General features: G+C 44.5%; 20 protein-coding genes. 15 read left to right on the top strand and 5 right to left on the bottom strand.

The window, feature by feature from the left end; genetic code table 11:
- The first annotated feature begins 339 nt into the window (after nucleotides 1–339).
- The 5 genes from IE130_RS05415 to IE130_RS05395 all read left to right on the top strand — a co-directional run bounded on the left by IE130_RS05415 (nucleotide 340) and on the right by IE130_RS05395 (nucleotide 6,619).
- A complete protein-coding gene (locus IE130_RS05415; protein WP_189582885.1) occupies nucleotides 340–1,692 on the top strand; it encodes a GNAT family N-acetyltransferase in 1,353 nt (450 codons plus the stop codon).
- A gap of 96 nt (nucleotides 1,693–1,788) precedes the next feature.
- A complete protein-coding gene (locus IE130_RS05410) occupies nucleotides 1,789–2,292 on the top strand; it encodes a chorismate--pyruvate lyase family protein (RefSeq protein ID WP_189582882.1) in 504 nt (167 codons plus the stop codon).
- Nucleotides 2,293–2,448: 156 nt separating this feature from the next.
- On the top strand, nucleotides 2,449–2,907 hold the full coding sequence (locus IE130_RS05405) for an SH3 domain-containing protein (RefSeq protein ID WP_189582879.1): 459 nt from the start codon (nucleotides 2,449–2,451) through the stop codon (nucleotides 2,905–2,907).
- Between the two features lie 507 nt (nucleotides 2,908–3,414).
- Nucleotides 3,415–4,671 (top strand): serine hydroxymethyltransferase, encoded by a 1,257-nt coding sequence (glyA, locus tag IE130_RS05400; protein WP_189582876.1) that lies wholly within the window; start codon nucleotides 3,415–3,417, stop codon nucleotides 4,669–4,671.
- 409 nt (nucleotides 4,672–5,080) lie between these two features.
- Nucleotides 5,081–6,619, top strand: a complete 1,539-nt coding sequence (locus IE130_RS05395; protein ID WP_189582873.1) for an alanine/glycine:cation symporter family protein — start codon at nucleotides 5,081–5,083, stop codon at nucleotides 6,617–6,619.
- Between the two features lie 135 nt (nucleotides 6,620–6,754).
- Here IE130_RS05395 and gltS read toward each other — a convergent pair whose 3' ends face one another.
- The 4 genes from gltS to IE130_RS05375 all read right to left on the bottom strand — a co-directional run bounded on the left by gltS (nucleotide 6,755) and on the right by IE130_RS05375 (nucleotide 10,725).
- On the bottom strand, nucleotides 6,755–8,029 hold the full coding sequence (gene gltS, locus IE130_RS05390; RefSeq protein WP_189582870.1) for a sodium/glutamate symporter: 1,275 nt from the start codon (nucleotides 8,027–8,029) through the stop codon (nucleotides 6,755–6,757).
- A 118-nt stretch (nucleotides 8,030–8,147) separates the two neighbouring features.
- Nucleotides 8,148–8,507 carry a barstar family protein gene (locus tag IE130_RS05385; RefSeq protein ID WP_189582867.1) on the bottom strand — a complete coding sequence of 120 codons (360 nt, stop codon included), beginning with the start codon at nucleotides 8,505–8,507 and terminating at the stop codon, nucleotides 8,148–8,150.
- A 1-nt stretch (nucleotide 8,508) separates the two neighbouring features.
- Nucleotides 8,509–9,267, bottom strand: a complete 759-nt coding sequence (locus IE130_RS14320; RefSeq protein WP_189582864.1) for a ribonuclease domain-containing protein — start codon at nucleotides 9,265–9,267, stop codon at nucleotides 8,509–8,511.
- A 156-nt stretch (nucleotides 9,268–9,423) separates the two neighbouring features.
- The gene (locus IE130_RS05375; RefSeq protein ID WP_189582849.1) at nucleotides 9,424–10,725 is read right to left on the bottom strand and encodes a glutamate-5-semialdehyde dehydrogenase; all 1,302 of its coding nucleotides are present in this window, start codon (nucleotides 10,723–10,725) and stop codon (nucleotides 9,424–9,426) included.
- Between the two features lie 392 nt (nucleotides 10,726–11,117).
- Between IE130_RS05375 and IE130_RS05370 the strand changes: the two genes are divergently transcribed.
- The 10 genes from IE130_RS05370 to IE130_RS05325 all read left to right on the top strand — a co-directional run bounded on the left by IE130_RS05370 (nucleotide 11,118) and on the right by IE130_RS05325 (nucleotide 22,838).
- A complete protein-coding gene (locus IE130_RS05370) occupies nucleotides 11,118–11,414 on the top strand; it encodes a hypothetical protein (RefSeq protein WP_189582846.1) in 297 nt (98 codons plus the stop codon).
- 350 nt (nucleotides 11,415–11,764) lie between these two features.
- Nucleotides 11,765–12,565 carry an ABC transporter ATP-binding protein gene (locus IE130_RS05365; RefSeq protein ID WP_010201862.1) on the top strand — a complete coding sequence of 267 codons (801 nt, stop codon included), beginning with the start codon at nucleotides 11,765–11,767 and terminating at the stop codon, nucleotides 12,563–12,565.
- 322 nt (nucleotides 12,566–12,887) lie between these two features.
- Nucleotides 12,888–13,688 (top strand): transporter substrate-binding domain-containing protein, encoded by an 801-nt coding sequence (locus tag IE130_RS05360; RefSeq protein ID WP_189582843.1) that lies wholly within the window; start codon nucleotides 12,888–12,890, stop codon nucleotides 13,686–13,688.
- A gap of 103 nt (nucleotides 13,689–13,791) precedes the next feature.
- On the top strand, nucleotides 13,792–14,730 hold the full coding sequence (locus tag IE130_RS05355; protein WP_189582840.1) for a transporter substrate-binding domain-containing protein: 939 nt from the start codon (nucleotides 13,792–13,794) through the stop codon (nucleotides 14,728–14,730).
- Between the two features lie 166 nt (nucleotides 14,731–14,896).
- Nucleotides 14,897–15,736 carry an ABC transporter substrate-binding protein gene (locus tag IE130_RS05350; RefSeq protein ID WP_373299637.1) on the top strand — a complete coding sequence of 280 codons (840 nt, stop codon included), beginning with the start codon at nucleotides 14,897–14,899 and terminating at the stop codon, nucleotides 15,734–15,736.
- 464 nt (nucleotides 15,737–16,200) lie between these two features.
- Nucleotides 16,201–16,935, top strand: a complete 735-nt coding sequence (locus IE130_RS05345) for an ABC transporter permease (protein ID WP_010201853.1) — start codon at nucleotides 16,201–16,203, stop codon at nucleotides 16,933–16,935.
- Between the two features lie 12 nt (nucleotides 16,936–16,947).
- Nucleotides 16,948–17,673: an ABC transporter permease gene (locus tag IE130_RS05340; protein ID WP_189582836.1), complete on the top strand. Its 726-nt coding sequence runs from the start codon at nucleotides 16,948–16,950 to the stop codon at nucleotides 17,671–17,673.
- A gap of 276 nt (nucleotides 17,674–17,949) precedes the next feature.
- Complete coding sequence (locus tag IE130_RS05335; protein ID WP_227676142.1) at nucleotides 17,950–18,666, top strand: fumarylacetoacetate hydrolase family protein; 717 nt, start codon at nucleotides 17,950–17,952, stop codon at nucleotides 18,664–18,666.
- 247 nt (nucleotides 18,667–18,913) lie between these two features.
- Nucleotides 18,914–21,118 (top strand): PhoX family protein, encoded by a 2,205-nt coding sequence (locus tag IE130_RS05330; protein WP_189582833.1) that lies wholly within the window; start codon nucleotides 18,914–18,916, stop codon nucleotides 21,116–21,118.
- A gap of 235 nt (nucleotides 21,119–21,353) precedes the next feature.
- On the top strand, nucleotides 21,354–22,838 hold the full coding sequence (locus IE130_RS05325; protein WP_189582830.1) for an esterase/lipase family protein: 1,485 nt from the start codon (nucleotides 21,354–21,356) through the stop codon (nucleotides 22,836–22,838).
- 132 nt (nucleotides 22,839–22,970) lie between these two features.
- Here IE130_RS05325 and hslO read toward each other — a convergent pair whose 3' ends face one another.
- On the bottom strand, nucleotides 22,971–23,951 hold the full coding sequence (gene hslO, locus IE130_RS05320; protein WP_189582827.1) for an Hsp33 family molecular chaperone HslO: 981 nt from the start codon (nucleotides 23,949–23,951) through the stop codon (nucleotides 22,971–22,973).
- Between the last annotated feature and the right edge of the window lie 132 nt (nucleotides 23,952–24,083).

Genomic DNA, 24,083 nt, shown 5'->3' with positions numbered 1-24,083 from the left:
CCCCGTTTTTTAACCCCGTTTTTTTGAAGTGTTAAAGCGGATACCGACAGTCATAATATCAAGGCAATTAACAGACAAATGGTTTGCCACATTATTTATAAAAATAGAACGGTTAGGGCGTGTCCTCATTTTTAACCCATTTAGGCATTTTCGTTCAGATTGAGGACGCCCTAGTTTAGTAAAGTCATCTACATTCGTGTGGCTGGCTTTTTTTATGCTATTTTGATAGTTAGGCATGCTGCGTAATATTTCAAGAAATATTGTTATTTTTGCAAATTGTGACAGCAAAAGCACTCACATTTGGTAGGCTAGACCATTACGAAAAACAGTGTAGGTACTATGACTTTACAATATGCGCTACTCAATGATACCAGCTGGCAGAGCCAAGCACAGTGGCAAACGCCAGATACCCCTTTTATGTCATTTGCTTTTTGGCAAATACTGACTGACACGGGAGCGATTGGTGAGCAGGCAGGGTGGCTACCGATATTTATTCTGGTACATCGTGTTGCCGATTATGCTGATAGCGCCAATAGCGTAACAGACAGTGCGGCAGACACAGCCCTGCAACCTGTCGCAGTCATGCCAGTATTCATAAAGGGTCATCATCGCGGTGAGTTTGTGTTTGATCACTCATGGGCGGAGGCTTATGCACGCTATGGCATCGATTACTATCCTCGGCTGGTCACCAGCGTGCCCTATACACCGATTACAGGTCAGCGTCTTTGGTTGGCAGCTGGTGAGCATTTGAATGATGATATTCTCAAAACAGCCATTGCTGGTGTTGATGATCTCGCTCAGCAAGTGGGCGCCTCAAGCTGGCATGGTCTGTTTGTCACGCCTGAGTTGGCATCTATTGCCACCACGTCTATGCCCACTGAAATCGATATAGAGCTTGCGATAGCTGCCCAAGAAAGTGGTGTAGAGTCCACTCCTATTGAGATGCCGATACTTGAGCGTCAAGGCTGTCAGTTTTTATGGCAAAATCAAAACCTCAGCCAAGACAGTCAGCCATTTGCTGATTTTGACGGATTCTTGGCGACACTAAGAGCCAAAAAACGCAAAACCATCCGCGCTGAACGTCGTAAGGTCGCTGAGCAAGGCATTAGCTGTCAGCGTAAGTGTGGTAATGACATCACGGATGAAGACTGGCAAGCGTTCTATCATTGTTATGTGATGACTTATGCGATACGCGGGCAAAAGCCTTATTTGACGCTCGATTTTTTTATGGCGTTAGCCGATAGCCTACCTGAGCATATTATGTTGGCGCAAGCCATGGATGTCGACGGTGAAATTATCGCGAGTAGCTTATTTTTATACGATAAAGCCGACAGCGACAAGGCTGATGGTGATGTTGATAATAATGCTACCTTATATGGTCGTTATTGGGGCGCGCTCGGTGAGTATGATAGCTTGCACTTTGAGCTGTGCTATTATCAAGGGCTTGAATTTGCCATCGAGCAAGGCTTGAGGTATTTTGATCCCGGCACGCAAGGGGAGCATAAGCTGGTTCGTGGTTTTATTCCAACGACGACACACTCGCTGCACCGTATCTATGATCCACGCTTTGTACCTGCGATTGGTGATTTTTGTACCAAAGATCGTGAGCATATGGCACAGTATCGTCAGCAGGCATTTGAAGCATTACCATTTAACGCCGATAATATGCCTGAGTTTGATATCAATCATTAATGCTCGATTTTACGAATATTGACTTTTATTAATGTCGCTTTATTAACAGACACTCGCAGCCGTTTATTTCTAAATTCTCACTATTAGCCGTTAACTATGTCCAGTAACTCTTATGCTTGTCCTGCCACTTTTATCCCGCCCTCTGAGCTATTGCCTTGGCTCAATGCCGAAGGTTCTCTAACTGCCGTATTAGAAAAAAGAGCAGGGCAGCCATTACGCGTAGAACGCAGTTTTGAGGGCTTTCGACCCTTAACGTTGCAACAAAAAAGACAACTAGGGCTACAAGGCTCAATGCTGAATCGTCCATTACTGGCGTGGATACGTGAAGTACAGTTATATGGTAATGATGAGCAGCCGTGGGTAGAAGCGCAAAGTATCTTTCCTTTATCGACTCTAAAAGGCAACGCGCGGCGGCTGCAACAGCTAAAAGGCACGCCCATCGGCTATGTTTTATTTAAACGTCGTCGCACTCTACCCAATCAGCGTTTTATCAGTCATACCGATGCTGGCTGGCAACGACAAACGCGTTATGATTGGTATGGGCGCACGCTAATGATTAGCGAAACCTTTTTGCCAGCATTCTTAGCCAATGATGCATAGCAAATTGGAGTGGCTATGAAAATGACAAGTGAAGCATGATACATAAAAGACAAATTGGCACTATTATGGAATTAACAGTTGTTTGGTAATTTAAGAATATGGTATAAATACATTCGGGTAACATTTTTATACTTTTCTTAACATCAGGAACTTCTTATGAGTTTATTAAAGCCGTTGCTATCTGTATCGTCAAAATCCATGGTCTTGCTAGCGGTCAGCACGTCATTGCTTGCTTTATCTGTTAACGCAAACGCTGGTTTTTTGGATAGTATTTATGAGGTGCAAAACACCATCAGCTCAATTGGTAGAACGGCCGATACCATCAGAGGTAGCAAACAAGCGGTGTCTGACTTAGGCGAAGAAGTAGGCTTTACAGAAACGGTGGCTCAAAACACTCAGAGCAATACGGGAAAGCTGGTTTCTGGTTCTATATTGTCTGGCAAATTACAAAGTACCAAACTGCATTCACAGGCCAATAAAGCTTCAAACCCAATCGCTATCTTATCTCAGCAAGAAATTATGATTTACATGGGCACTGAACAAAATGGCTACTATCATGTACAAAGTGATAAAGGTGAAGGTTGGGTTTCTAAGCCATTGGTCAGCATCCAATAGTTCATTAGCGCCATGCTTTAATTAAATGCATATGACTGTAGATTAAAAAATAGATTTGAAAACAGTCATCTTCAGGTGGCTGTTTTTTGAGTTATAGACAGCTTTCTATTGATTTAGAGCGGGTAAATCCTTTATTTTATTGGCTATTTATCTGTGTTATATGGTCATTTAATTCACTCATCTTAAGGTGAGATTTTTTGCGCTCGCAGCATGAAATTTCATGTTACACTTAGTCTAAAGCGATGATAGCGATACCCACTCGTATCTTATTTATTGCCGAACTGGATAAGCCAATGACAGACCGATTTCCTCGCTTACTCCTATTAATCTTCGCTAATACAGCCAATCTAAAATAACTCTAATACTGGTAAACTACGCACAAAAGTGCCAATGTACTTTAAGCGATGTTGGCGCAGTAATGGTTTTATTGCGGGTAGGCTATAGCTTATTTTCAATGACGTTTTTTAATAACGTCTTTTAACGAAAGTCACTACCTAGGACATCACTATGTTTAAAGATATTTCTATCAAAGAGTTTGATCCAGTACTTGCTGAAGCGATGGCTGCAGAAAGCATTCGTCAAGAAAATCATATCGAATTGATTGCTTCTGAAAACTACTGCTCACAAGCAGTGATGGAAGCGCAAGGTACTGACCTTACTAACAAGTACGCAGAAGGCTATCCTGGCAAGCGTTACTATGGTGGTTGTGAGCATGTTGATGTCGTTGAACAATTGGCCATTGATCGTGCAAAAGAATTGTTCGGTGCAGAGTATGTGAACGTTCAACCACATTCTGGTAGCCAAGCAAACTCTGCGGTATTTTTAGCATTGCTAGAAGCAAATGACACGGTATTGGGCATGAGCCTAGACGCTGGTGGTCACTTAACGCATGGCGCACACATCAACTTCTCAGGTCTGAACTACAATGCCGTACAGTACGGATTGGTAGATGGTACTGGTCTTATTGATTATGACCAAGTAGAGAGTTTAGCGCGTGAGCACAAGCCAAAAATGATTATTGCTGGTTTTTCAGCGTATTCACAAGTGGTCGATTGGGCACGTTTCCGCGAAATCGCTGATGAAGTCGGCGCTTACTTATTGGTCGATATGGCGCACGTCGCTGGTCTTATCGCTGGTGGTGTTTACCCAAGCCCAGTACCGTTCGCTGATGTCGTGACGACCACCACGCACAAAACCCTACGTGGCCCACGTTCAGGTATGATTTTGGCTCGTGATGAAGTGCTTGCTAAGAAACTAAACTCAGCCGTATTCCCGGGCAACCAAGGTGGCCCGTTGATGCATGTCATTGCGGCAAAAGCAGTTTGCTTTAAAGAAGCGTTAGAAGACAACTTCAAAACCTATCAGCAGCAAGTCGTGAAAAATGCACAAGCAATGGCAAAAGTCATCCAAGAGCGTGGCTATGAAATCATCTCTGGTGGTACTGAAAATCATCTCATGCTGATCAGCTTGGTTAAGCAAGAAATGACGGGTAAAGAAGCCGATAAATGGCTTGGCGAAGCTCACATCACTGTGAACAAAAACGCTGTACCAAACGATCCAAAATCACCATTCGTGACGTCTGGTATTCGTATCGGTACACCAGCCATCACTACTCGCGGCTTCAACGAAGCGCAAGCGGGTGATTTGGCAGGTTGGATTTGTGATGTACTAGACAGCCGTGGTGATGAAGCGGTTGCTACTGAAGTACGTGGTAAAGTAGAGGCGATCTGTGCAGAATTGCCAGTCTATGCTAAGAATCAGTAAACTTTAGAATGGTAATAAAAAAAACCGCTAAGCTTTTGCTTAGCGGTTTTTTTGTTATTACTCTCTACAAGTCTTAGATCATGTAACGCAAACCTGTGTTGATATTGTCATTTAGCTCTTTTAATTATATTTAAGTCTGTCATTTATAGTAAAAAATACTACCGACATTTTTCGATAATTATAGTGAGCTTGACTGAGTTCGGCTATCAGCTTTAAAGCGCTAAGTTGATGTTTAATTGAGAAAAATGTGTAAATGTTTTTGTTTATACAAAAGTATTAGTATATAGTCGGCATTGAACATTTAGTAATAATACTGATACAAAGTACAATAAATAATTACACTTTGTACCAGTATCGCTGTAATTGATTAAATAATTATATAAATATGATTTTCACTAAAGGGATTTACATGAAAAAACAATATTTAGTCGCAACGATGCTATTACTTAGCACTACTTTTGCGCAAGCAGCAGAACAACAATCAGGTCTAGCAGCTTTTGGAGCAGGTCTCGATGGCTTTATGGCCAATATATTTGGTTGGTTCGTCGATCTTATTTTCTTTTCAGTACCTCTTGGCGACGTAAGCTTTCCGCTAATTGTGGGTTGGTTATTAGTTGCCGCATTAGTCTTTACCTTCTATTTTGGCTTTATTCAGTTTCGTCAAGTAGGGTTGTCTCTTGATATTGTCAGAGGCAAATATACTGATCCAAACCCTGCTGTCAAAGAAGAAGGCGAGGTCAGCCATTTTCAAGCACTAGCCACTGCTTTGTCAGGTACGGTTGGTCTTGGTAATATTGCAGGTGTGGGTGCGGCACTTGCTATTGGTGGACCTGGTGCTACCTTTTGGATGATTATAGTTGGTCTGTTCGGTATGGCTTCCAAGTTTGTAGAGTGTACGTTAGGTGTCAAATACCGTACGATCCTGCCTTCTGGTGCCGTATCAGGTGGACCTATGTACTACCTAAGTCGCGGTATGGCTGAACGTGGTATGGGTGGATTGGGTAAGGTATTAGCCGTCGGTTTTGCCCTTATGTGTATATTGGCTGCGTTTGGCGCTGGTAACATGTTTCAGGGTAACCAAGCCTTTGCAGTCATGAGTTCTACTTTTAGCATTCCTGCTGATTACAGTTTATTTTTCGGTATTGGCTTAGCTATTTTAGTCGGTTCAGTCATTCTTGGTGGTATGCCTCGCATAGCAACCGTTACCGAAAAAGTCGTACCTTTTATGGCTTTGTTGTATATCACAATGGGTGTCATCGTACTGGTTGCAAACTTTAATCATATCGGCGCCGCATTTGGCGAGATTTTCACTGGTGCTTTCACTGGTGCTGGCGTGGCTGGTGGTTTTATTGGGGCATTAATCCAAGGCTTGAAACGTGCGACTTTTTCTAACGAAGCAGGTATTGGTTCAGCCGCTATTGCTCACTCAGCGGTAAAAACGAATGAACCTGCTACTGAAGGTTTAGTAGCGCTGTTAGAGCCTTTCATTGATACGGTTGTTATCTGTACTATGACGGCGTTGGTTATTACTATATCTGGCGTGAATACAGCAGCAAATCTACAAACTCAAGCGCTCACTGGTGTGGATCTAACCCGTGCTGCCTTCATGGAAACAGCACCAATTTTCCAGTACTTCCTAGCCGTAGCTGTGGTATTGTTCGCCTTTTCAACAATGATTTCATGGTCATATTATGGTCTAAAAGCTTGGACTTACCTCTTCGGTGAAGGTAAAGTTGGCGAGGTGATATATAAACTCATCTTTCTTATCTTCGTCGTTATCGGTACCATTATACAATTCAGCTTTGTTATTGACTTCTCAGATGCAGCCATCTTCGCGATGTCTATCTTTAACATCATCGGTCTATACTTCTTGATGCCAATTGTGAAAAAAGAGGTTAATTCCTTTGTTGCTCGTGTGAAGAGTGGTGAAATTAAAAAGTTTAAATAATGGGTTTGATGGAACATTCTATTATAACTTGATAATTAAAAAAGCCCGCTAAGATTAGTCTTGGCGGGCTTTTCGATGTCTGACATTCGTTATTTGCTAGATAGTTATTAAATTTTGCTCTGTGACAGCATCAGCCTACATAAACGGTAACTTCGTAAATATCTGCAATACCGTGGCATTGACAATATCAACAAAGAAAGCACCAACCATTGGCACAATCAAAAAGGCCTTGGGCGAAGGCAGATAGCGGTCAGTTACTGCTTGCATATTGGCAATCGCTGTTGGGGTTGCACCCATACCAAAACCGCAATGTCCCGCTGACAAAACAGCCGCATCATAGTTTTTACCCATGACTTTAAAGGTAATAAAATAGACATAAATAATCATGATGACTGTCTGCACCAACAAGATAATCAATACAGGGCCGGCTAGATCAGTCAATTGCCATAGCTTCAAAGACAGCAGCGCCATGGCTAAAAATAGACTCAAAGAGGCGTTACCGAACACGTCAATCGAACGGTCAAACATATCAAAATTGAAGACCATCGTTAGTACATTTCGAATGATAACGCCGCCTGCCAGTGCCCAAACGAAGGTTGGCAACTCAAACCATGTGCCCTCTGCTACCAGTGTCATCACTTCTGCAAAAGCCAATGCCGCAGCAAAGAGCGCTAATGTTTCGATAGTAGAAGACGCAGTGATAAAGCGCATGCTATCTGGTCTCTCAAAGATTTCTTTATCACTGTGCGCGTTATCCTCGTCATGCTTGGTACTATATAACGACTGTGCGCCCGCGACTTTTTCAATATCACTAGGGTGTGGGTTGGCAGGTGCGGGCTTTAGTCCAAGTCGATTAATTAAACGACGGGCAACAGGGCCACCGACGATACCACCTGCGACCAAACCATAAGTAGCAACAGCAATACCAAGCGTTGTGGCGCCGACCACGCCGTAGTCTTCTTCTAAAGTAATGCCCCAAGCACCTGCCGTACCATGCCCACCAGTCAAGGCGATAGAGCCGGTGACTAGACCGAGCAGAGGATCAAGCCCCAAGGCACTTGCCATTGCCACGCCAACGATATCTTGTAAAATGATGAAGACGGAGACTACGACAGTGAAAATTAATAAGGGTGTACCACCGGCTTTTAGCCTGCCAAAATCAGCACTTAAGCCAATAGATGCAAAGAACATCAGCATGGTCGCCGTCTGTAATCCTTGGTGAAAATTAAAACTATACCCCCAAACCATATTGAGAATATAGACGATAATAGCAGCGACCAAACCACCGGCAACCGGTTCGGGAATATTAAAATCTTCTAAAAACTTGACTCTCTTCACCAAAAATCGGCCAAGTAGCAGCACCAAGGTGGCTAATATCAATGTGTAATAACCGTTTAAGGTAATCTCCATAGGTTAATCCTTTCTATAAAATAAATTAACCTGAATTCGGGATAAATATGGCTTTATCTCGAATTCAGGTTTCTATGATTACGACTAATTATCGGTGACTATCAGCTACGCTCAGTGATTAGACTTCGTCCTCAGACGGCACAATGAGCCACAGTTGTGGTTTGCCAAATTCTCTATAGGCATCCTCAATGATGCTCTTAAAGACATTGAAATCTTCGGTATTAATCCTTTTTATCACCGTCAAATCAAGCGTTAAATGCACCACCTCGCTATCTATCAAGCAGTCCCACGCGCTGTCCCAGTTGTGCGAAAAATAACTGGGGAAGTCACAGGCGCGGGCTAGACTCGTCAATAGCGTGGTTTTATCCAGTGCGTCACCCACGGGTATGGTAACAGCCTCAATAGGAATGACCGCATGTAGTGCTGTACCGTTTTGGTTAATGTGGTTTTGATTAACATAGTGGATGGCTTCACTCATCTTAATTGACCTCCAATTTTCTAAAGCTCTCATAATGGTCGACCGTCAAGTAATAAACGGTAGGTGGATAGCCTCCGGTAACGATACGCCGCGCGCCGCGATGTGACACATTAGGGGTAGGTACGGTATATTCACGGTAATAGCCTTGCGACTGCGCGGGTAATCTGCCCTCACGATTATAAAACGTCGTGCCATCTTTATTTGGATAAGGAAAAGGCCCGCCTTGCTGAATGAGTGCTACCGTCCTAGCTATCTGAGCATCACCCGTTACACCAGAGTTGGTTGCTGGGCTTGAGCTTTTAGATGCCGATATCGTCGTCGACTCAACACCATCAGCAAAGAAAGTAGATTTTAAGTCACCAAAGAAATAAAACGCGACGGCGATAATAGCGATGAGGCTAAATAGGGTAGAGCCTAAGCTTCTCTTATTTTGACTACTGTTTTGACTACTGCGATTTGAGACGCGACTGCTGTGCTGGCTATTTCGTTTGGCATTATTAGGTATGTGCTTGGGCACATTTGACGCAGTGTCATTGTCAGTGTCTGGTTCAATGCTCAGTGAAGATGACGTGACTTCAGTGGCTCGTAATTGGTCTTTATCATTACGTACACTATTGAAATAGACGCTTTGACCGACGGTTATCGGCTGTGACAATCGAACTTTACTGACATGAAAAAACACATCCTCATTTTGATCGTCCACATCGATAAAGCCATAGCCTTTATCTTGGTTCCAGTGCTTAATCTTGCCACTTTGCATGGGTCAGTTTTCCTATAGATTATTTGTATACAAAATAACGGGTATGCAGCATATATAACATATTGTCATTCATAAAAAAACGCCAGCAATTAAGCTGACGTTTTTTTGGATTATACGTTAAGTTAAACGGTAGATGATAGGGTGGGACGCCATAAGCTAAGCGCGTGTCTCACCATGACCATAAACGATCCATTTTTGTGAAGTCAGACCTTCGAGACCCACAGGACCGCGCGCATGGATTTTATCCGTTGAGATACCAATCTCAGCACCTAGACCATATTCGAAACCATCAGCAAAGCGGCTAGAGGCGTTAATCATGACGCTGGCAGAATCGACTTCACGGATGAAGCGTTGCGACTTGGTATAGTTATCAGTAATGATGACATCGGTATGATGGCTGCCATGGGTATTGATATGTTCGATGGCTTCGTCGATACCTGACAAGACTTTTACCGCCAAGATAGGGGCTAAATATTCGGTATCCCAGTCTTCAGCAGTTGCGGCAGATAGATGACCCTTGAGCGCAGCATTGTCATTCAAGATGGCTTGCGACTTGTCATCGAGCCGCAGTTGCATGGCATCATCGGCTTGAATGATGGCTTCAGCAATTTTTGGTAATAACTCACCCGCGACTGATTCATCGACCAATAGTGTCTCCATGGTATTACAAGTGCCATAGCGATGCGTTTTGGCATTGACGCTGACTTTGATAGCAATCTCAGGATCGGCATCACTGTCAATAAAGGTGTGGCAGTTACCGTCTAAATGCTTAATCACAGGGACTTTGGCATCACGGCTGATACGCTCAATCAAACCTTTACCGCCGCGTGGGACGATGACATCAACATAATCAGTCATCGTAATCAGCTCGCCGACAGCAGCGCGATCAGTCGTTTGCAATACCTGCACACTGTGCTCAGACAGTCCGACTTTTTTTAGACCTTCTAAGATACATTTGGCGATTGCTTGATTGGATTCAAAAGCTTCAGAGCCACCGCGCAAGATAATCGCATTGCCTGATTTTAAGGCTAAAGAGGCGGCTTCTAGTGTTACGTTAGGACGCGACTCATAAATCATACCGACCACGCCGAGTGGTACTCGCATTTTGCCCAAATGAATACCCGATGGTTGGTAAGTCATGTCGGTGACTTCGCCGATAGGATCAGGTAGCGCCGATACGTCTTTTAGACCTTGTAACATACCATCGAAGCGCGCATCGTTTAGCTCTAGACGGTCAAGTAGGGCGGCGTCTAAGTCGTTCTTTCGACCGTTATCCATATCGATTTTATTGGCAGACAAAATATCTTTTTTCGCCTCTAGCAATACGTCATAGATTGACATAAGGGCGGTGTTTTTGTCGCTCGTATTGGCTGCTGCAAGGGCACGTGATGCCGCGCGTGCTTGCTTACCAACAGATTGCATATAGGTGGTAACGTCTGTGATGTTTGATTGAGTCATAAATTTTTCCTTATAGTGATACATGTTCTAAATAGATAAAAGCGCCTAAAGAGGCGAAAATTTAGCAAAAAAAGCAGCTTTGGATGCCCATATGGCATTATGCTATTTAACATAGAGGAGATTGAGGCGATAGTAAAGATGATTTTGTGAACAGAGCCCGCTTTACAAAGCGCTTATGAGGACTTATCTGGTGCTGTTTTGTTCGTCTTATTCTGCGTTTCTTATTGGATAACTGTTATCAATACACTACTCTATCTTTACGTGTCTTTAACAGAAATGTGCTGTAAATACTAAGGTAGCCGTGATGTATCGTCAGTATAGTAAGCACTAAGACAGTAACGCTATCGATAGATAGTGTTGAATCAAAAGACCATAGATAATGGAGAATTGACATGGCTACTAAACAATATGCATATAAAAGCTGGCTGACAGTTGGGCTGGTCGCAGGGGCACTGGCGTTAAGTGCTTGCGGCAAAAAAGATGAGTCACCAATGGAAACTGAACCGGCAGTAGATGCACAAACAGCAGTAGAGGAGAGCGCGACTGTAAGTAGCTCTGACGATATTGCCATTGCAAGTGCCGATGATGGCATGGCTGTTGGTGCAAATGATGATGTGGCAGTAGCAACCGCAGATGATGCAGAAGTATTGGATGGTACTGAAAGCTCAGAGCATGTTTCAACGTACTAATCGCAGGCTATCGATAAATACTATTAATAAACACTATCAATAAACACTATTTAAGATGCGAGGTTACCATCAGATAAAACAACGCCTAGTACACTAAAGTGATAAAATAAAGCTCAGCACCTAAATGCGGTTTGGGCTTTTTTTGTGCCAGCAGTCGATTGGACGATTCATGAGCTAATGCTGCGCAAAGTTTGCGTTTTCTCTGCATTATAGGAGACAATACCTCTCTTATGGTGTCTTAGCCATCGCGCTATCCTATTAAGGTGGTATGTAAGGCATTGCTTTATACTCTATACGATGCTGTTTTTTATTTTCGTTCTCACTCATATATATTGGAAGCCTGCTGAACCATGCTTGATACTGCAAAAAACCCGACTCGTCCTATCGCCTTAGATCTACAAGACGTCCATAAAAGCTATGGCTCATTGGCAGTGCTAAAAGGGGTATCGCTCACTGCCTATGATGGTGATGTGATCTCTATTTTGGGCTCTTCTGGCTCTGGAAAATCCACCTTATTGCGCTGTATTAATTTGCTTGAAAAGCCCAATCAAGGTCGCATTATCATCGGTAATGAAGAGCTGATGTTAAAGCCTGGCAAATCAGGTGAGCTACAAGCCTCAGATATCAAGCAACTGGAGAGTTTGCGTGCGCGTGTGGGCTTCGTCTTTCAGAACTTCAACTTGTGGCCGCACAAAACGATTTTGCAAAACATCATCGAAGGGCCAACGCAAGTTTTAAAGATTAAAAAAGATCAAGCGATCAGTGATGCCGAGCAGCTGCTTGATAAAGTGGGTTTACTTGACAAAAAAGATGCTTACCCTGCCAATCTATCTGGTGGTCAGCGTCAACGTGTCGCCATTGCCCGTGCCCTTGCTATGCAGCCACGGGTATTGTTATTTGATGAGCCAACGTCCGCCTTAGACCCTGAGCTAGTGAATGAAGTGCTGGCAGTCATGCGTGAGTTAGCAGAAGAAGGGCGCACGATGCTGATCGTCACGCATGAGATGCGTTTTGCCCGCGAAGTGTCTAGCCAAGTCGTATTCTTACATCAAGGAGTCGTTGAAGAGATGGGTACGCCCGAACAAATTTTTGACAATCCTACCTCTGAGCGTGTCAAAGACTTTATGGCATCGCATCGTCAAAACAGTTAGCCGCTTATTGTGGACTATCTTTTATGACATATCGCTCATGCCACTCAACTTTCTGATTGGTAATTGTCGTTAGCTATTTATTACCCAATAATAACAGTCGGTATGCAAAACGTTTGTTTTTGATATTTTACTCAGGTATTATCAAAAGGCTTACAGGCGGTCAATAATGACGGCTGCTTGTATCTTCTGCTATCTATATTTCTTGTCTGGCAGGGAAGTCAGAGAACAAAATATCAGAGCCCTACATTAAAACCCATTAGAATTTAAGGAATGTATGATGTCTAATTCTCGCCTATAAAACCCATTAGAATTTAAGGAATGTATGATGTCTAATTCTCGCCTATTATGGTCATCGATGACCGTCACTGCAGCATTAATGCTGAGTGCTTGTAGTCAGCCTGCCGATGAAACAGCTGGTGCCAACGCTGATGCACCCGCGGCAGAAACGGCTGGCAAGACCATTCGTATCGCAACTGAAGGCGCTTACCCTCCTTTTAACTATACCAATGCCGATGGCACGTTGGCAGGTTTTGATATCGACGTTGCTAATGCCTTATGTGACCAAATGCAGGCCAAATGCGAAATCGTTGCCCAAGATTGGGACGGTATTATTCCGGGGCTATTGGCACAAAAATATGATGCTGTGGTCGCTGGTATGTCTATCACTGCTGAGCGTCAAGAAAAAGTTGATTTCAGTGAGCCTTACTTCGCCAATACCATGGTATGGCTGACCGATACCAAAGGCAGCTTTGATCCTACTTCGATCAAAAGCCTAACGCTTGGCGGTCAACGCTCAACGACGCCTGGTGCGTATCTACAAGATAATTATGAAGGCAAAGATGGCAACACCGTTAAGCTTTATGATAATTATGACAATGCCTATTTGGATCTAAAATCTGGACGTAGTGACGCAGTATTGGCTGAAAAAGTCTCAGCCAAATCATGGTTAGCAGACAATCCAGAAGGTTTCGGTGTTGTTGGTGACGAAATTGACAATGACGATAATATTGCCATTGCCGTCCGTAAGGACGACCCACTCAGAGACGACTTCAACAAAGCGCTTAGCGAAATCCGTAGTAACGGTGAGCTGGCACGTCTTGAGCAAATCAACTTCGGTCAGTAAGCGTTGATAAATGAGCTTGCAAGAAAGTGCGTTGATTAATCAGTATCGATCAACGAGTAGTGGGTTAATACACGGCTGGTAACTATATTAAGGAACAATAGGTATGACAATTTCAATGACATCATCAATGACTAAGAAAGCTTTGTGGCTTGCGCCGCTAAGCGCAGCAATGCTAATGCTGGCGGGGTGTAATAATAGCTCAGCACCAGCAGACAGTGCCGAAGCGGATGCAGCGAGCGATACGCCTTTGAATATCAAAATTGCGACCGAATCAAGCTATAAGCCTTTTAGCTACACAGATGCCGATGGCAAACTGATTGGCTATGAGATTGAGTTGGTTGACGCATTATGTGCACAAATGAAAGCAGAATGTGAAGTTATCTCGCAAGATTGGGATGGTCTGATTCCAGGACTGAACGCACAGAAGTTTGATGCAACCATCGCTGGTATGTCAATCACCCCTGAACGCAAAGAAGTCGTAGAATTTAGCGACCCTTATTTTCACAGTGGTATCATCTTAATCGGTAAAAAAGGTGATGATATCAGCGTAGAAGGTCTCGAAGGTCAGCCAGTCGCTTCACAGCGTTCAACGGTTGCCTCGCAATATCTACAAGATGAACATGACAATGCTGATATCAAGCTTTATGACACTCAAGACAATGCCTATCTGGATCTGACCTCAGGTCGTGTGCGCGCGATGATGTCGGATAAAGTAACGGGTATCGACTGGTTAAAAACTGAAGCAGGTAAAGACTACGAAGTCAAAGGCCAAGAAATCAGCACCAACGATGATGCCATGGGTATTGCCTTCCGTAAAGGCGATCCATTAGTCGCCAAGTTTAATGCAGCGTTGGCCGAGCTAAAAGCCAATGGCACCTATGATCAAATCACTGGCAGTTATTTTGGCACCAGCACTACGGCTGCCGCGCAAAAAGCGACTGCTATTGGCAGTGTTGAGCAAGTAGTCGTTGTTGACGAAGGCAATGTCGATGCCAATGCGATGATTGCTGAAGAAGAGCAAACAGAAGCCGCGACCAACTAATACGAGGCTTGCCTGTATCAGGCAAGCATTGTTTTACGAAGTTGTTTTTCTAATATAAAAATCAAGGATGATCATGAGCAACTATCTTGTTCCAGCCAGCAGTATGACTTGTGCCCCAGTCAAAAAACTGGTAACGACCAGCCGCTGGTCAATGTCGCTACTGGGCATGGTATCGGTCTTTATGTTAGCGGGTTGTAGCAATAGTCAAGATAGTGCTGACGATAGCAGTTCAGAAGCTACCGAGGCCACCGCTGCTGATACAAAAGAAGTATTACGTATTGGTACTGAAGGCGCGTATGCCCCTTTTAACTATACCAATGCAGATGGCACACTGGGTGGTTTCGATGTAGATATAGCAAATGCTATCTGCGACGATATGAAAGTCACTTGCGAGATTGTCGCTCAAGATTGGGATGGTATTATTCCTGGCCTCAAGGCTGGTAAATATGATGCCATCGTCGCGGCGATGTCGGTGACACCTGAACGCGAGCAGCAAGTGAGTTTTACGGATTCTTATTTTAGCAATGCCTTGGTTTTTTTGGCTAAAAAAGACAGTAGCTTTAATCCAAGCAATAGCGATGATATCAATGCGCACTCTATTGCCGCGCAGCGCTCGACTATCTCATCACAGTGGTTAGAGGATACCTATCCAAAAGCCAATATGAAGCTCTATGATACCTTGAGTAATGCGTTCTTAGACTTAGGTTCAGGTCGCGTCGATGCGATGATATCTGACAAACTGCCAGCCATAGAATGGCTCAGCTCACCATCAGGCAGTAACTATGTGCTAAAAGGTGAAGAGATTGATATCAATGATAATTTTGCCATAGCCGTACGCCCAGGCGATCCGCTACAAGCGAAATTCAATGAATCATTAGCCAATCTAAAAGCCAATGGTACTTACGACAAAATCAATCAAAAATACTTTACTGTATCAGCCGCCAGCACCAGTGCAGCGACAGTAGAAAACACTGAGCAACCAGCAGCAGATAGCACAGCGCAATAACCATTTGCTATCATGGTGCTATTCGCTATTGCAGTATGAATAACGAGGACATCGCCATCATGGCAATGTCCTTTTTTATTTGCTGGCGAAGTGCCTTATGTTTTTTATACCGTTATTTGAGTGTTATTAAGACCTCCTGTTGTTTAAATGGTTATCGACTGTCAACTTTGGTCAAATCTCGCTTATTTTTCTTCTTCTTGCAGGGATAAGTAGCTATTTAGAGCGCGCTTTTACGTGTCAGTATTAACATAGCGTCCAGCGAGTATGATAAAATCAGCGCTCATTTTTACTGTGTCAATTACCGCGTCTATAATCGTGTAAATATTTTTTTTGTGCTATTAACTAGGTTGTCCGTATCAATTTGATATAAGATACGGTTTTAGGCCGCGCTCAGCTATTGATGCTGATCCTTTTAACTCATATTTTGCTAACATTGCTAATATAAAGAGACTGAGTGGATAATTGTGTTTGATTTACAAGGATTTGGTGCGCTTTTATTAAGCGGCGCTACCGTCACCATACAACTTGCCATGACCAGTTTGGTCATCGGTATGTTTTTTGGTCTGCTCGGTGCCACAGCGAAGCTGTCGAATATTTGGCTGCTACGTAAGCTTGCGACTGTCTATACCGCCACGATGCGCGGGATTCCTGAACTACTTTTGGTACTGTTTATCTATTATGGCGGTTCTATACTGCTGATGAGCATTCTCAAAAAGTTCGGCTATAACGACTATGTCGAGATTAGTGCGTTTTGGGGCGGTGTCATGGCATTGTCGATTGCTTTTGGTGCTTATGCGACTGAAATTTTTCGCATGTCGATTCAAGAGATTCCGATAGGGCAACGTGAAGCGGCGCAAGCGATTGGCATGCGTCCTTTTCAGACTTTTTATCGCATTACTTTGCCGCAAGTCTGGCAAATTGCTTTGCCAGGATTGGGCAATTTGTTTTTGGTGTTGCTTAAAGACACGGCATTGGTATCGGTGGTTGGTCTCAAAGATATCATGTATCAGTCCTCGCGCGCAGCGCAGTCAACACAGCAGCCGTTTACTTTTTATATGGCGGCGGCGATTATCTATTTGGGTTTAACCATGCTGATTACGGGCTTTATGATGTGGCTTGAATGGCGTGCCAATCCAGCGGCGCGCTATGCCAAAAAGCTGAGCCGTCAATCCGTTCAACGTCAATCGACCATAGGGTAGAGGAGAGATACTATGGATTGGAATTGGCAGGTTATTTTTGAGCATATCCCTGACTTACTAGGCGGCGCGGTTTTGACCGTTCAACTAGTGATAATATCAGGTGTTATCGGGCTGCTCTTTGGTTTGGTTTTAGCTTTGTTAAGACTGTCTAAAAGCTGGGTGGTACAGATAATTCCTTTTCTGTATATTTTCTTTTTCCGTGGCACACCGCTGCTGGTGCAGATATTTTTGATTTATTATGGTCTTGGTCAGTTCGAAGCGGTACGTGATTCGTTCTTATGGGAGCCGGTACTGAGCAAAGCCTATTGGTGCGCTATTATTGCCTTTACGCTCAACACCAGTGCCTATTTGGCAGAAATCATTCGCGGTGCGATTCAAAACATTCCTATTGGTGAGCTAGAAGCGGCCGATGCGATTGGCATGTCAAAATGGCAAAAACTGACACGTGTTACCCTGCCGCGTGCTTTTGGTATTGTGATTCCAGCCTACAGTAACGAAGTTATCTTTATGCTAAAGGGTAGTGCGCTTGCATCCACCATTGCCTTGATGGATATCACGGGTGTTGCTCGTACGATTAGTGCGCGTACTTATACCTTAATGGAGTTGTTCTTTGCGGCTGGTATCGTCTATTTGTTATTGTCATGGGTGATCTTATTTAGCTTTAGACTGTTTGAAAAAAGAATGAACCGTCATGCCAGCTATGTGCCACCAGATGTGATGACCAATACGATTCCTTAGTTATTTGTCCAGATGGCTTATTATTGAAACGATTTAACGCTAACGTTATGCTAGATAGTGCTGAATTTGCTAATACAATCTGATAATTTTGCTGTGAGAGCCTGGGGCGTGTCCTCATTTTAAAAATGGGCTAAAAATGAGATAAGTTGCCGTCAAACGAGGAAAATAGCGCAAATAATATCGTGATATTAATCAGCTATTTGACGATGTTTGACAAACTTTAGCCATTTTTAGCCCATTTAGATACAATCACTTGAATTGAGGAACCGCCCTATTATGAGCCAATCACCACATATGTCTTTAGTCAATGCCATTGCCGCAAGTGTCAATGATGATGACAGCGCTGAGAATGCCAATCAGAGCTTACGCGCGCCCATCGGAAAGGTCGTCTGCGTTGGTCGTAACTACGCCGCTCATGCTCACGAATTGGGCAACGAAGTGCCAGCCGCGCCCATGCTATTTATGAAGCCAGCCTCTGCGGTGGTTTCTATTCGTCAAGGCGTTATCCGCCCAAATCCAGAAGTATTTGGCGATACGCATTATGAAGCGGAACTATGTGTTCAGCTATCGGCAGACCTATCAGCCGCGACGATTGAGCAAGCACAGCAAGCGATCGGCGGGGTGACATTGGGACTGGATTTGACCTTGCGTGACTTGCAAACTGAGCTAAAAGAAAAAGGTCATCCATGGGAGCGTGCCAAGTGTTTCGACGGTGCTTGTGTACTCGCCGACTGGATCGATCCGCAAGCGTTCGGTGATTTTACTGAGGTGCATTATCAGTTGACCATTAATGATACGCTGAAGCAAGACGGCGATAGCGCTTTGATGTTGTTTCCAGTTTATGAATTATTGGCAAATATCAGTCATGCCTTTAGCTTACAAGCAGGCGATGTGATTATGACAGGTACGCCAAGTGGCGTTGGCATATTGCACGCAGGCGATAAGCTCATGCTAAAATTGGACGCGCATGAATGGCAGGCGCAAGTGCAATAAACTTGCTAAGATTAGTATCAAGTATCAAGTATCAAAAATCCCAAGTTAACGCTTGGGATTTTTTGTTTTATCTGTTGCCGTAAAATTTTATCATCAGAAAGCTTGTCATCAAATTGTCATCTAGCTTTCAACGTACTGTCATAAATGCTCAGTAGACTTAAGTGTAATTCGTATTGTTGTGGCGGACAAAATACAGCCGCAACGAGCTTTTTTACGCCAATCCAGCCTAACAGCAAGGTGACTGATAATGACAGTATTGAATAATAAGCAACTGCTTGCCCACGAAGTCGTTGAGGACTCTAACCCTAGCGATAATATCGACTTTCAAACCATTATTAGCCGCCGCTTGAACCGCCGCAGTATTTTAAAAGGTGGCACAGGATTGACGGCAGCCGCTTTTTTTGGCGCGTTACCGTTGGTCGGCTGTAGTGACGATGATGACGATAATACTGTCAATAATAGCGCAGGCAACAATGCTGCTATTCCTGCACAGGGTGATCTCAAGCGTCCGGAAGCTTTGAAGTTTACCGCAGTGGCACACTCCACTGCCGAAACGATGAGCGTCGCTGAAGGCTACAAAGCGGAGATGATATTGCCACTGGGTACACCACTGATTTCTGGTATCGATGAGTGGAAAGACAATCGTGAGCAGTCTGCCGAGTCGTTCGAATGGCGCATGGGTGACAACCATGATGGCATGTGGTTCTTTGGTAAGAAAGGCGGTGCGTATGATGCTAAAGCGTCAGACAATGGCCTGCTGGTCATGAATCATGAATACGTGAATAGTAACGAATTGAGTCCGTTTGGCTACTATGTGACCCAAGATGATACTGCCGCCCCGATATTTCAAAATCGTCGCCTTGCTAGCGATGTGCGCCGAGAGGTCAATTGCCATGGCGTTGCGGTGGTCGAGATGAGTAGACGTGCTGACGGTACGGGCTATGAGATGGTGGCTGATTCAAAATACAATCGCCGTATTACCAGCAGTACGACCGCGCAGTTAGCTGGTCCTGTCGCTGGTTCTGATTTGGTCAAGACCAAATTTGATCCGACAGGCCTTCAGACTCGTGGCATCAATAATAACTGCGGTGCAGGATTGTCGCCTTGGGGCACGTATCTGACCACCGAAGAGAACTTCCTAGGTGTATTTGCGCGTGGACAAGATGCCAGTCAATTGAGCGCTGGGTACAACTACGGGCGCGAACGCTACGGGGCTATGGAGAATTTTCCGGGTTGGGAGTATCTGTGGCACACACCAGAGGCCAAAGACGCCAAAATCCCTGACGAATTCTCACGTTGGGACATGACCGCTGTTGGGGCAAGCGCTGCCGATGATTACCGCAATGGTTTTAATACCTTTGGTTATATCACAGAAATCGACCCATTTGACTCAAAATCTGTACCTCAAAAACGTACCGCACTGGGGCGTTTTGCTCATGAAAACTGTGCCTATGCGCCTGTTGAGCAAGGCAAGCCCGTGGTCTTTTATATGGGTGATGATGCTCGCGGTGAATATATTTATAAGTTTGTATCCAAAGCCACATGGTCAAATTCGGATATCGGTGGCGGCCTAAAAGCTGGCGACAAGTATATGAATGAAGGCACGCTCTACGTTGCAACCTTTAATGAAAATGGTCGAGGTGAATGGAAGGCACTGATTCATGGTCAAAATGGACTGGACGCTTCTAATCGCGACCTGCCTTTCAATGGACAGGATGAGGTTTTAATCTTTGCCCGTGCTGCTGCTGACGCGCTAGGTGCAACCAAGATGGATCGACCTGAATGGGTGTCAGTCAGCCCCATGACTGGCGAGGTATACGTGACCTTGACCAATAATAAATATCGCGGCGAGCGTGACGACCAGCCCGTTTCAGCGTCCAATCCGCGCAGCTATGAAGCAGGTGGCAAAGCGCGTGGCAATGACAATGGGCATATCATCCGCTGGGCAGAAGCGGGCGGCGATCATGCGGCAACGACCTTTGAATGGGATATTTATCTGTTTGCTGCGCCTAGTGGTTTGTCCGCAGAGAATTTATCGCAGTTAAATGCCAGCAATGATTTGTCTTCGCCAGATGGCCTGTACTTTGACCCACGTGGCGTGTTGTGGATTCAGACCGATGATGGTGCTTATACCGATACCACGAACTGCATGTTACTGGCGGCGCTACCGGGCAAGGTGAGTGATGGTGCGCTGACCACCACTTCGGCTGGGCAACAAACGCCAGTCGGCATGCTTGCTAGTGATGACAATATCAAACGTTTTTTCGTTGGTCCCGAAGGCTGCGAAGTGACGGGTATTACCATGACCCCAGACTTCAAAACGTTATTTATCAATATTCAACATCCTGGCAATACATGGGGTGCTATTGCTGGCGGCAAGACGCCGCGCTCAGCTACGGTTATGATTACGCGCGAGGATGGCGATGTCATACTGGCCGAGTCATTTATATAAACAATTAACACTATATAGCAGATTTATAAAAAATTAATCAGTCTAAAAAATCCCAAGTAATGGCTTGGGATTTTTTTGTTTTATGAGATCAATGACATCATCTAAGGCCTATCTTTATAAAATTATTAAGTTATTTGCTAAGAAACGTACCCGAAAGTCAAATCATTTCCCTTCTATTTGTCTCATTTAAAGGATAGTATGTAAAACTATCCCCTTTGCTGAATGTTTCAATATTATGAATCGTCCAAATTTATCTTATGCTGATAGTGTTATCCCTGATAGCGCTTACAGTAATGCCCGCACCCGTCATGAACTTGAGGCGCATTTCGTCTCAGACGATAACATGCCGCCGCTGCACGGTGATTTGTACGAGCAAATAGATCAACTTGAAGCCATCGATGTCGATGAGCTGGTCAAATTGTTGGCAGATGATAATAATGTGACGACGCCGCGTGAGCCTGTCTCTCTGGCTGATTTTTTTGAGGGCTTAGCCCAACTGGCGACGATGGGTGTGGTTGAAGTCACTGACATCGTAGAAGCCATCCACCGTGAGGTTATTTTGCGTCCTCTAGGGCGTTTTAACGAAGGCAATGTTAACAATTGGCAACGTGGTATCACTGGACGCATCTATGGGACGATACGCCATATTATGCTGATGGTTGGTAATAATCTCGCATCAGTGCTACGCATCTATAAAAGGGCGATCGATCAAAAAAGCTCACGACCATTGCCGGATTCTTTAAAGAAATTGGTCAATGTCATCAATGGCGTCATGGGTGATCACCTCGTTAATAATGACAATGCGCTTGCTGTTCCGATGGTGCTATACGACAGAGACGGCAATCTACAACGCGAAACGCTATCAGGGCGTGTCGCTATTTTGTGCCATGGTCTATGTATGAGTCACTTAAGCTGGCAAGCTCAAGAAAATAATGACTTAGGCGCGGCCATTCATACCAGTCAGCCTGATACCACGGTTCTGTACTTGGACTACAATACAGGCAGACGTATCTCACGCAGCGGTCGTAAATTCTGTCAATTATTACAAGACTTGGTCGACAATAACCCCAATATCAGTCAGATAGATTTGATCGGTCATAGTATGGGCGGCTTGGTCTCTCGTAGCGCGCTGTTTTATGGCGAGCAAGAGCGCCTAGACTGGATAAAACGAGTGGGCAATCTCATCACGCTAGGCTCGCCGCATCATGGCGCCGTGCTGGAGCGTATCGGTAATTATGTGCAAGACATCATCGCCAAGCTGCCATTTGCAGGCTCGCTTGCCAAGCTTGGTGATATGCGTAGTGCGGGTATCATTGATCTGCGTCATGGTAGTATTCGTGATGCTGACTGGAATTCTCTAGAAGGTCGTAATGTGCTGCCGCAAGACTTTCGTCACCCTGCACGGTTGCCAAGTGGTATCAAAACCTATTTTGTCGCCAGTGCTTTGATCGAGACGCATTACGAGTCTAAAGTGACAGATTTGCTAGGGGACAGCTTGGTATCGGTCGCATCAGCGCTGGGCGAGGATGATGCCGAGCATGCTTTGTTTGTACCAGACGGTCACAAAGCAATATTTTATGGCGTCAATCATATGAACTTAATTCATAGTAGAAGGGTGCGTGAGCAAGTCGTTGAATGGTTGCTCGATAATGGACGAAGTGACTATGCTGGTAGAACGCGCATATATTCTTACCCTAGAAGTTTAGATGTGGCAGTGTAGAGGTTATTGTCTTAAATTTTTACAGCATTTGAGGTTATAAAATATACGGCGTCTCAAAAACAAAAACCCCTCAAGCATCACACTTGAGGGGTTTTTTATTTCTATAAAGGCTAATCCATAGTGATGAAAAACTTACTCAGCGAATATCGCTGCTACATCATCTTTATTGAACTTATAGACTTCACCGCAAAATCCGCAATCCATCTCAAACGTACCGTTTTGCTCTTCGACGATGTCTAAAGCCTCTGCTTCACCAATTTGTTCGATTGCCATCTCGCATTTTTCGCGCGAGCAGGTGCAACCAAATGCTAGGGGAGCAGGGTCGGGTGCGACGATGTTTTCTTCGTGATACAAGCGATATAGAATCTCGTTAGCATCCAGTGTGGTTAGCTCTTCCGCCTTGACTGTGCGTGTCAAAACGCTCAGACGCGTCCATAAATCATCATCAATACCAGCATCTTCATTTTGCTCGACTTCAGCCGTTTCTTCAGCCGTACGCGGTAGCATTTGTACCAATATACCGCCCGCTTGCAAGCCGTCAGATGCGAGGTTAATCAACGTCGGAATCTGTGCAGATTGCTTCTGATAATGTGCCAAGCAGTCTGCCAAGTTGTCATGACTACGCTCGACGATACCTTGGTACGGCTCACCACCTTCAGGCTGAATGTTGATAAACAAGACGCCTTGTCCAGTTGCGCCCAGCTCAGCAAAGGCTTCTTTGGCATGGGTCATATCATTCCAAGCTTGCACTTGCTCATCGGTCTCGCTTTTCCAGCTGGCAAGCGCACGGATGATACCGTCTTGATCGCATTCTGCCATCGCCCAATTCAGCAGGCTATCGCTGTCTGATGATTGCAACTGAATAGACAGGCGACCGTTTATTTTAACCGTACTGATAAGCAAACTCGCTGCCGTCAACATCTCGCCCAATAGGCGTTTAATGGCTTCAGGGTAGGGCTTTTGGGCAATCGTGCTCGCATAGCTGCGTGATAGGCGTACCACATCACCGCGTACAGGCGAATCTTCAATAAAAAAACGTTGGCGTACGTCGTTGTCACCATGATTGCCAGCAGTTTGGCTGTCCGTATTTGGGACTTGAGTATCTTGTGTCATAAGTCATTTATAGTATTAAGAAGTTGTTAGCTTTATGGGGATTACTGCTGATTTATCAATCACAGTTACCATACTGTTTTATCACTTACGGGTAATAGTGATCGATAAGTGCCCTTATAGACTCGTCAGATA

It is taken from the genome of Psychrobacter glaciei (assembly GCF_014652895.1).
Lineage (GTDB): Bacteria > Pseudomonadota > Gammaproteobacteria > Pseudomonadales > Moraxellaceae > Psychrobacter > Psychrobacter glaciei.
The sequence above is the reverse complement of the archived record's forward strand: the minus strand, read 5'-3'. Positions and strand labels throughout refer to the sequence as shown.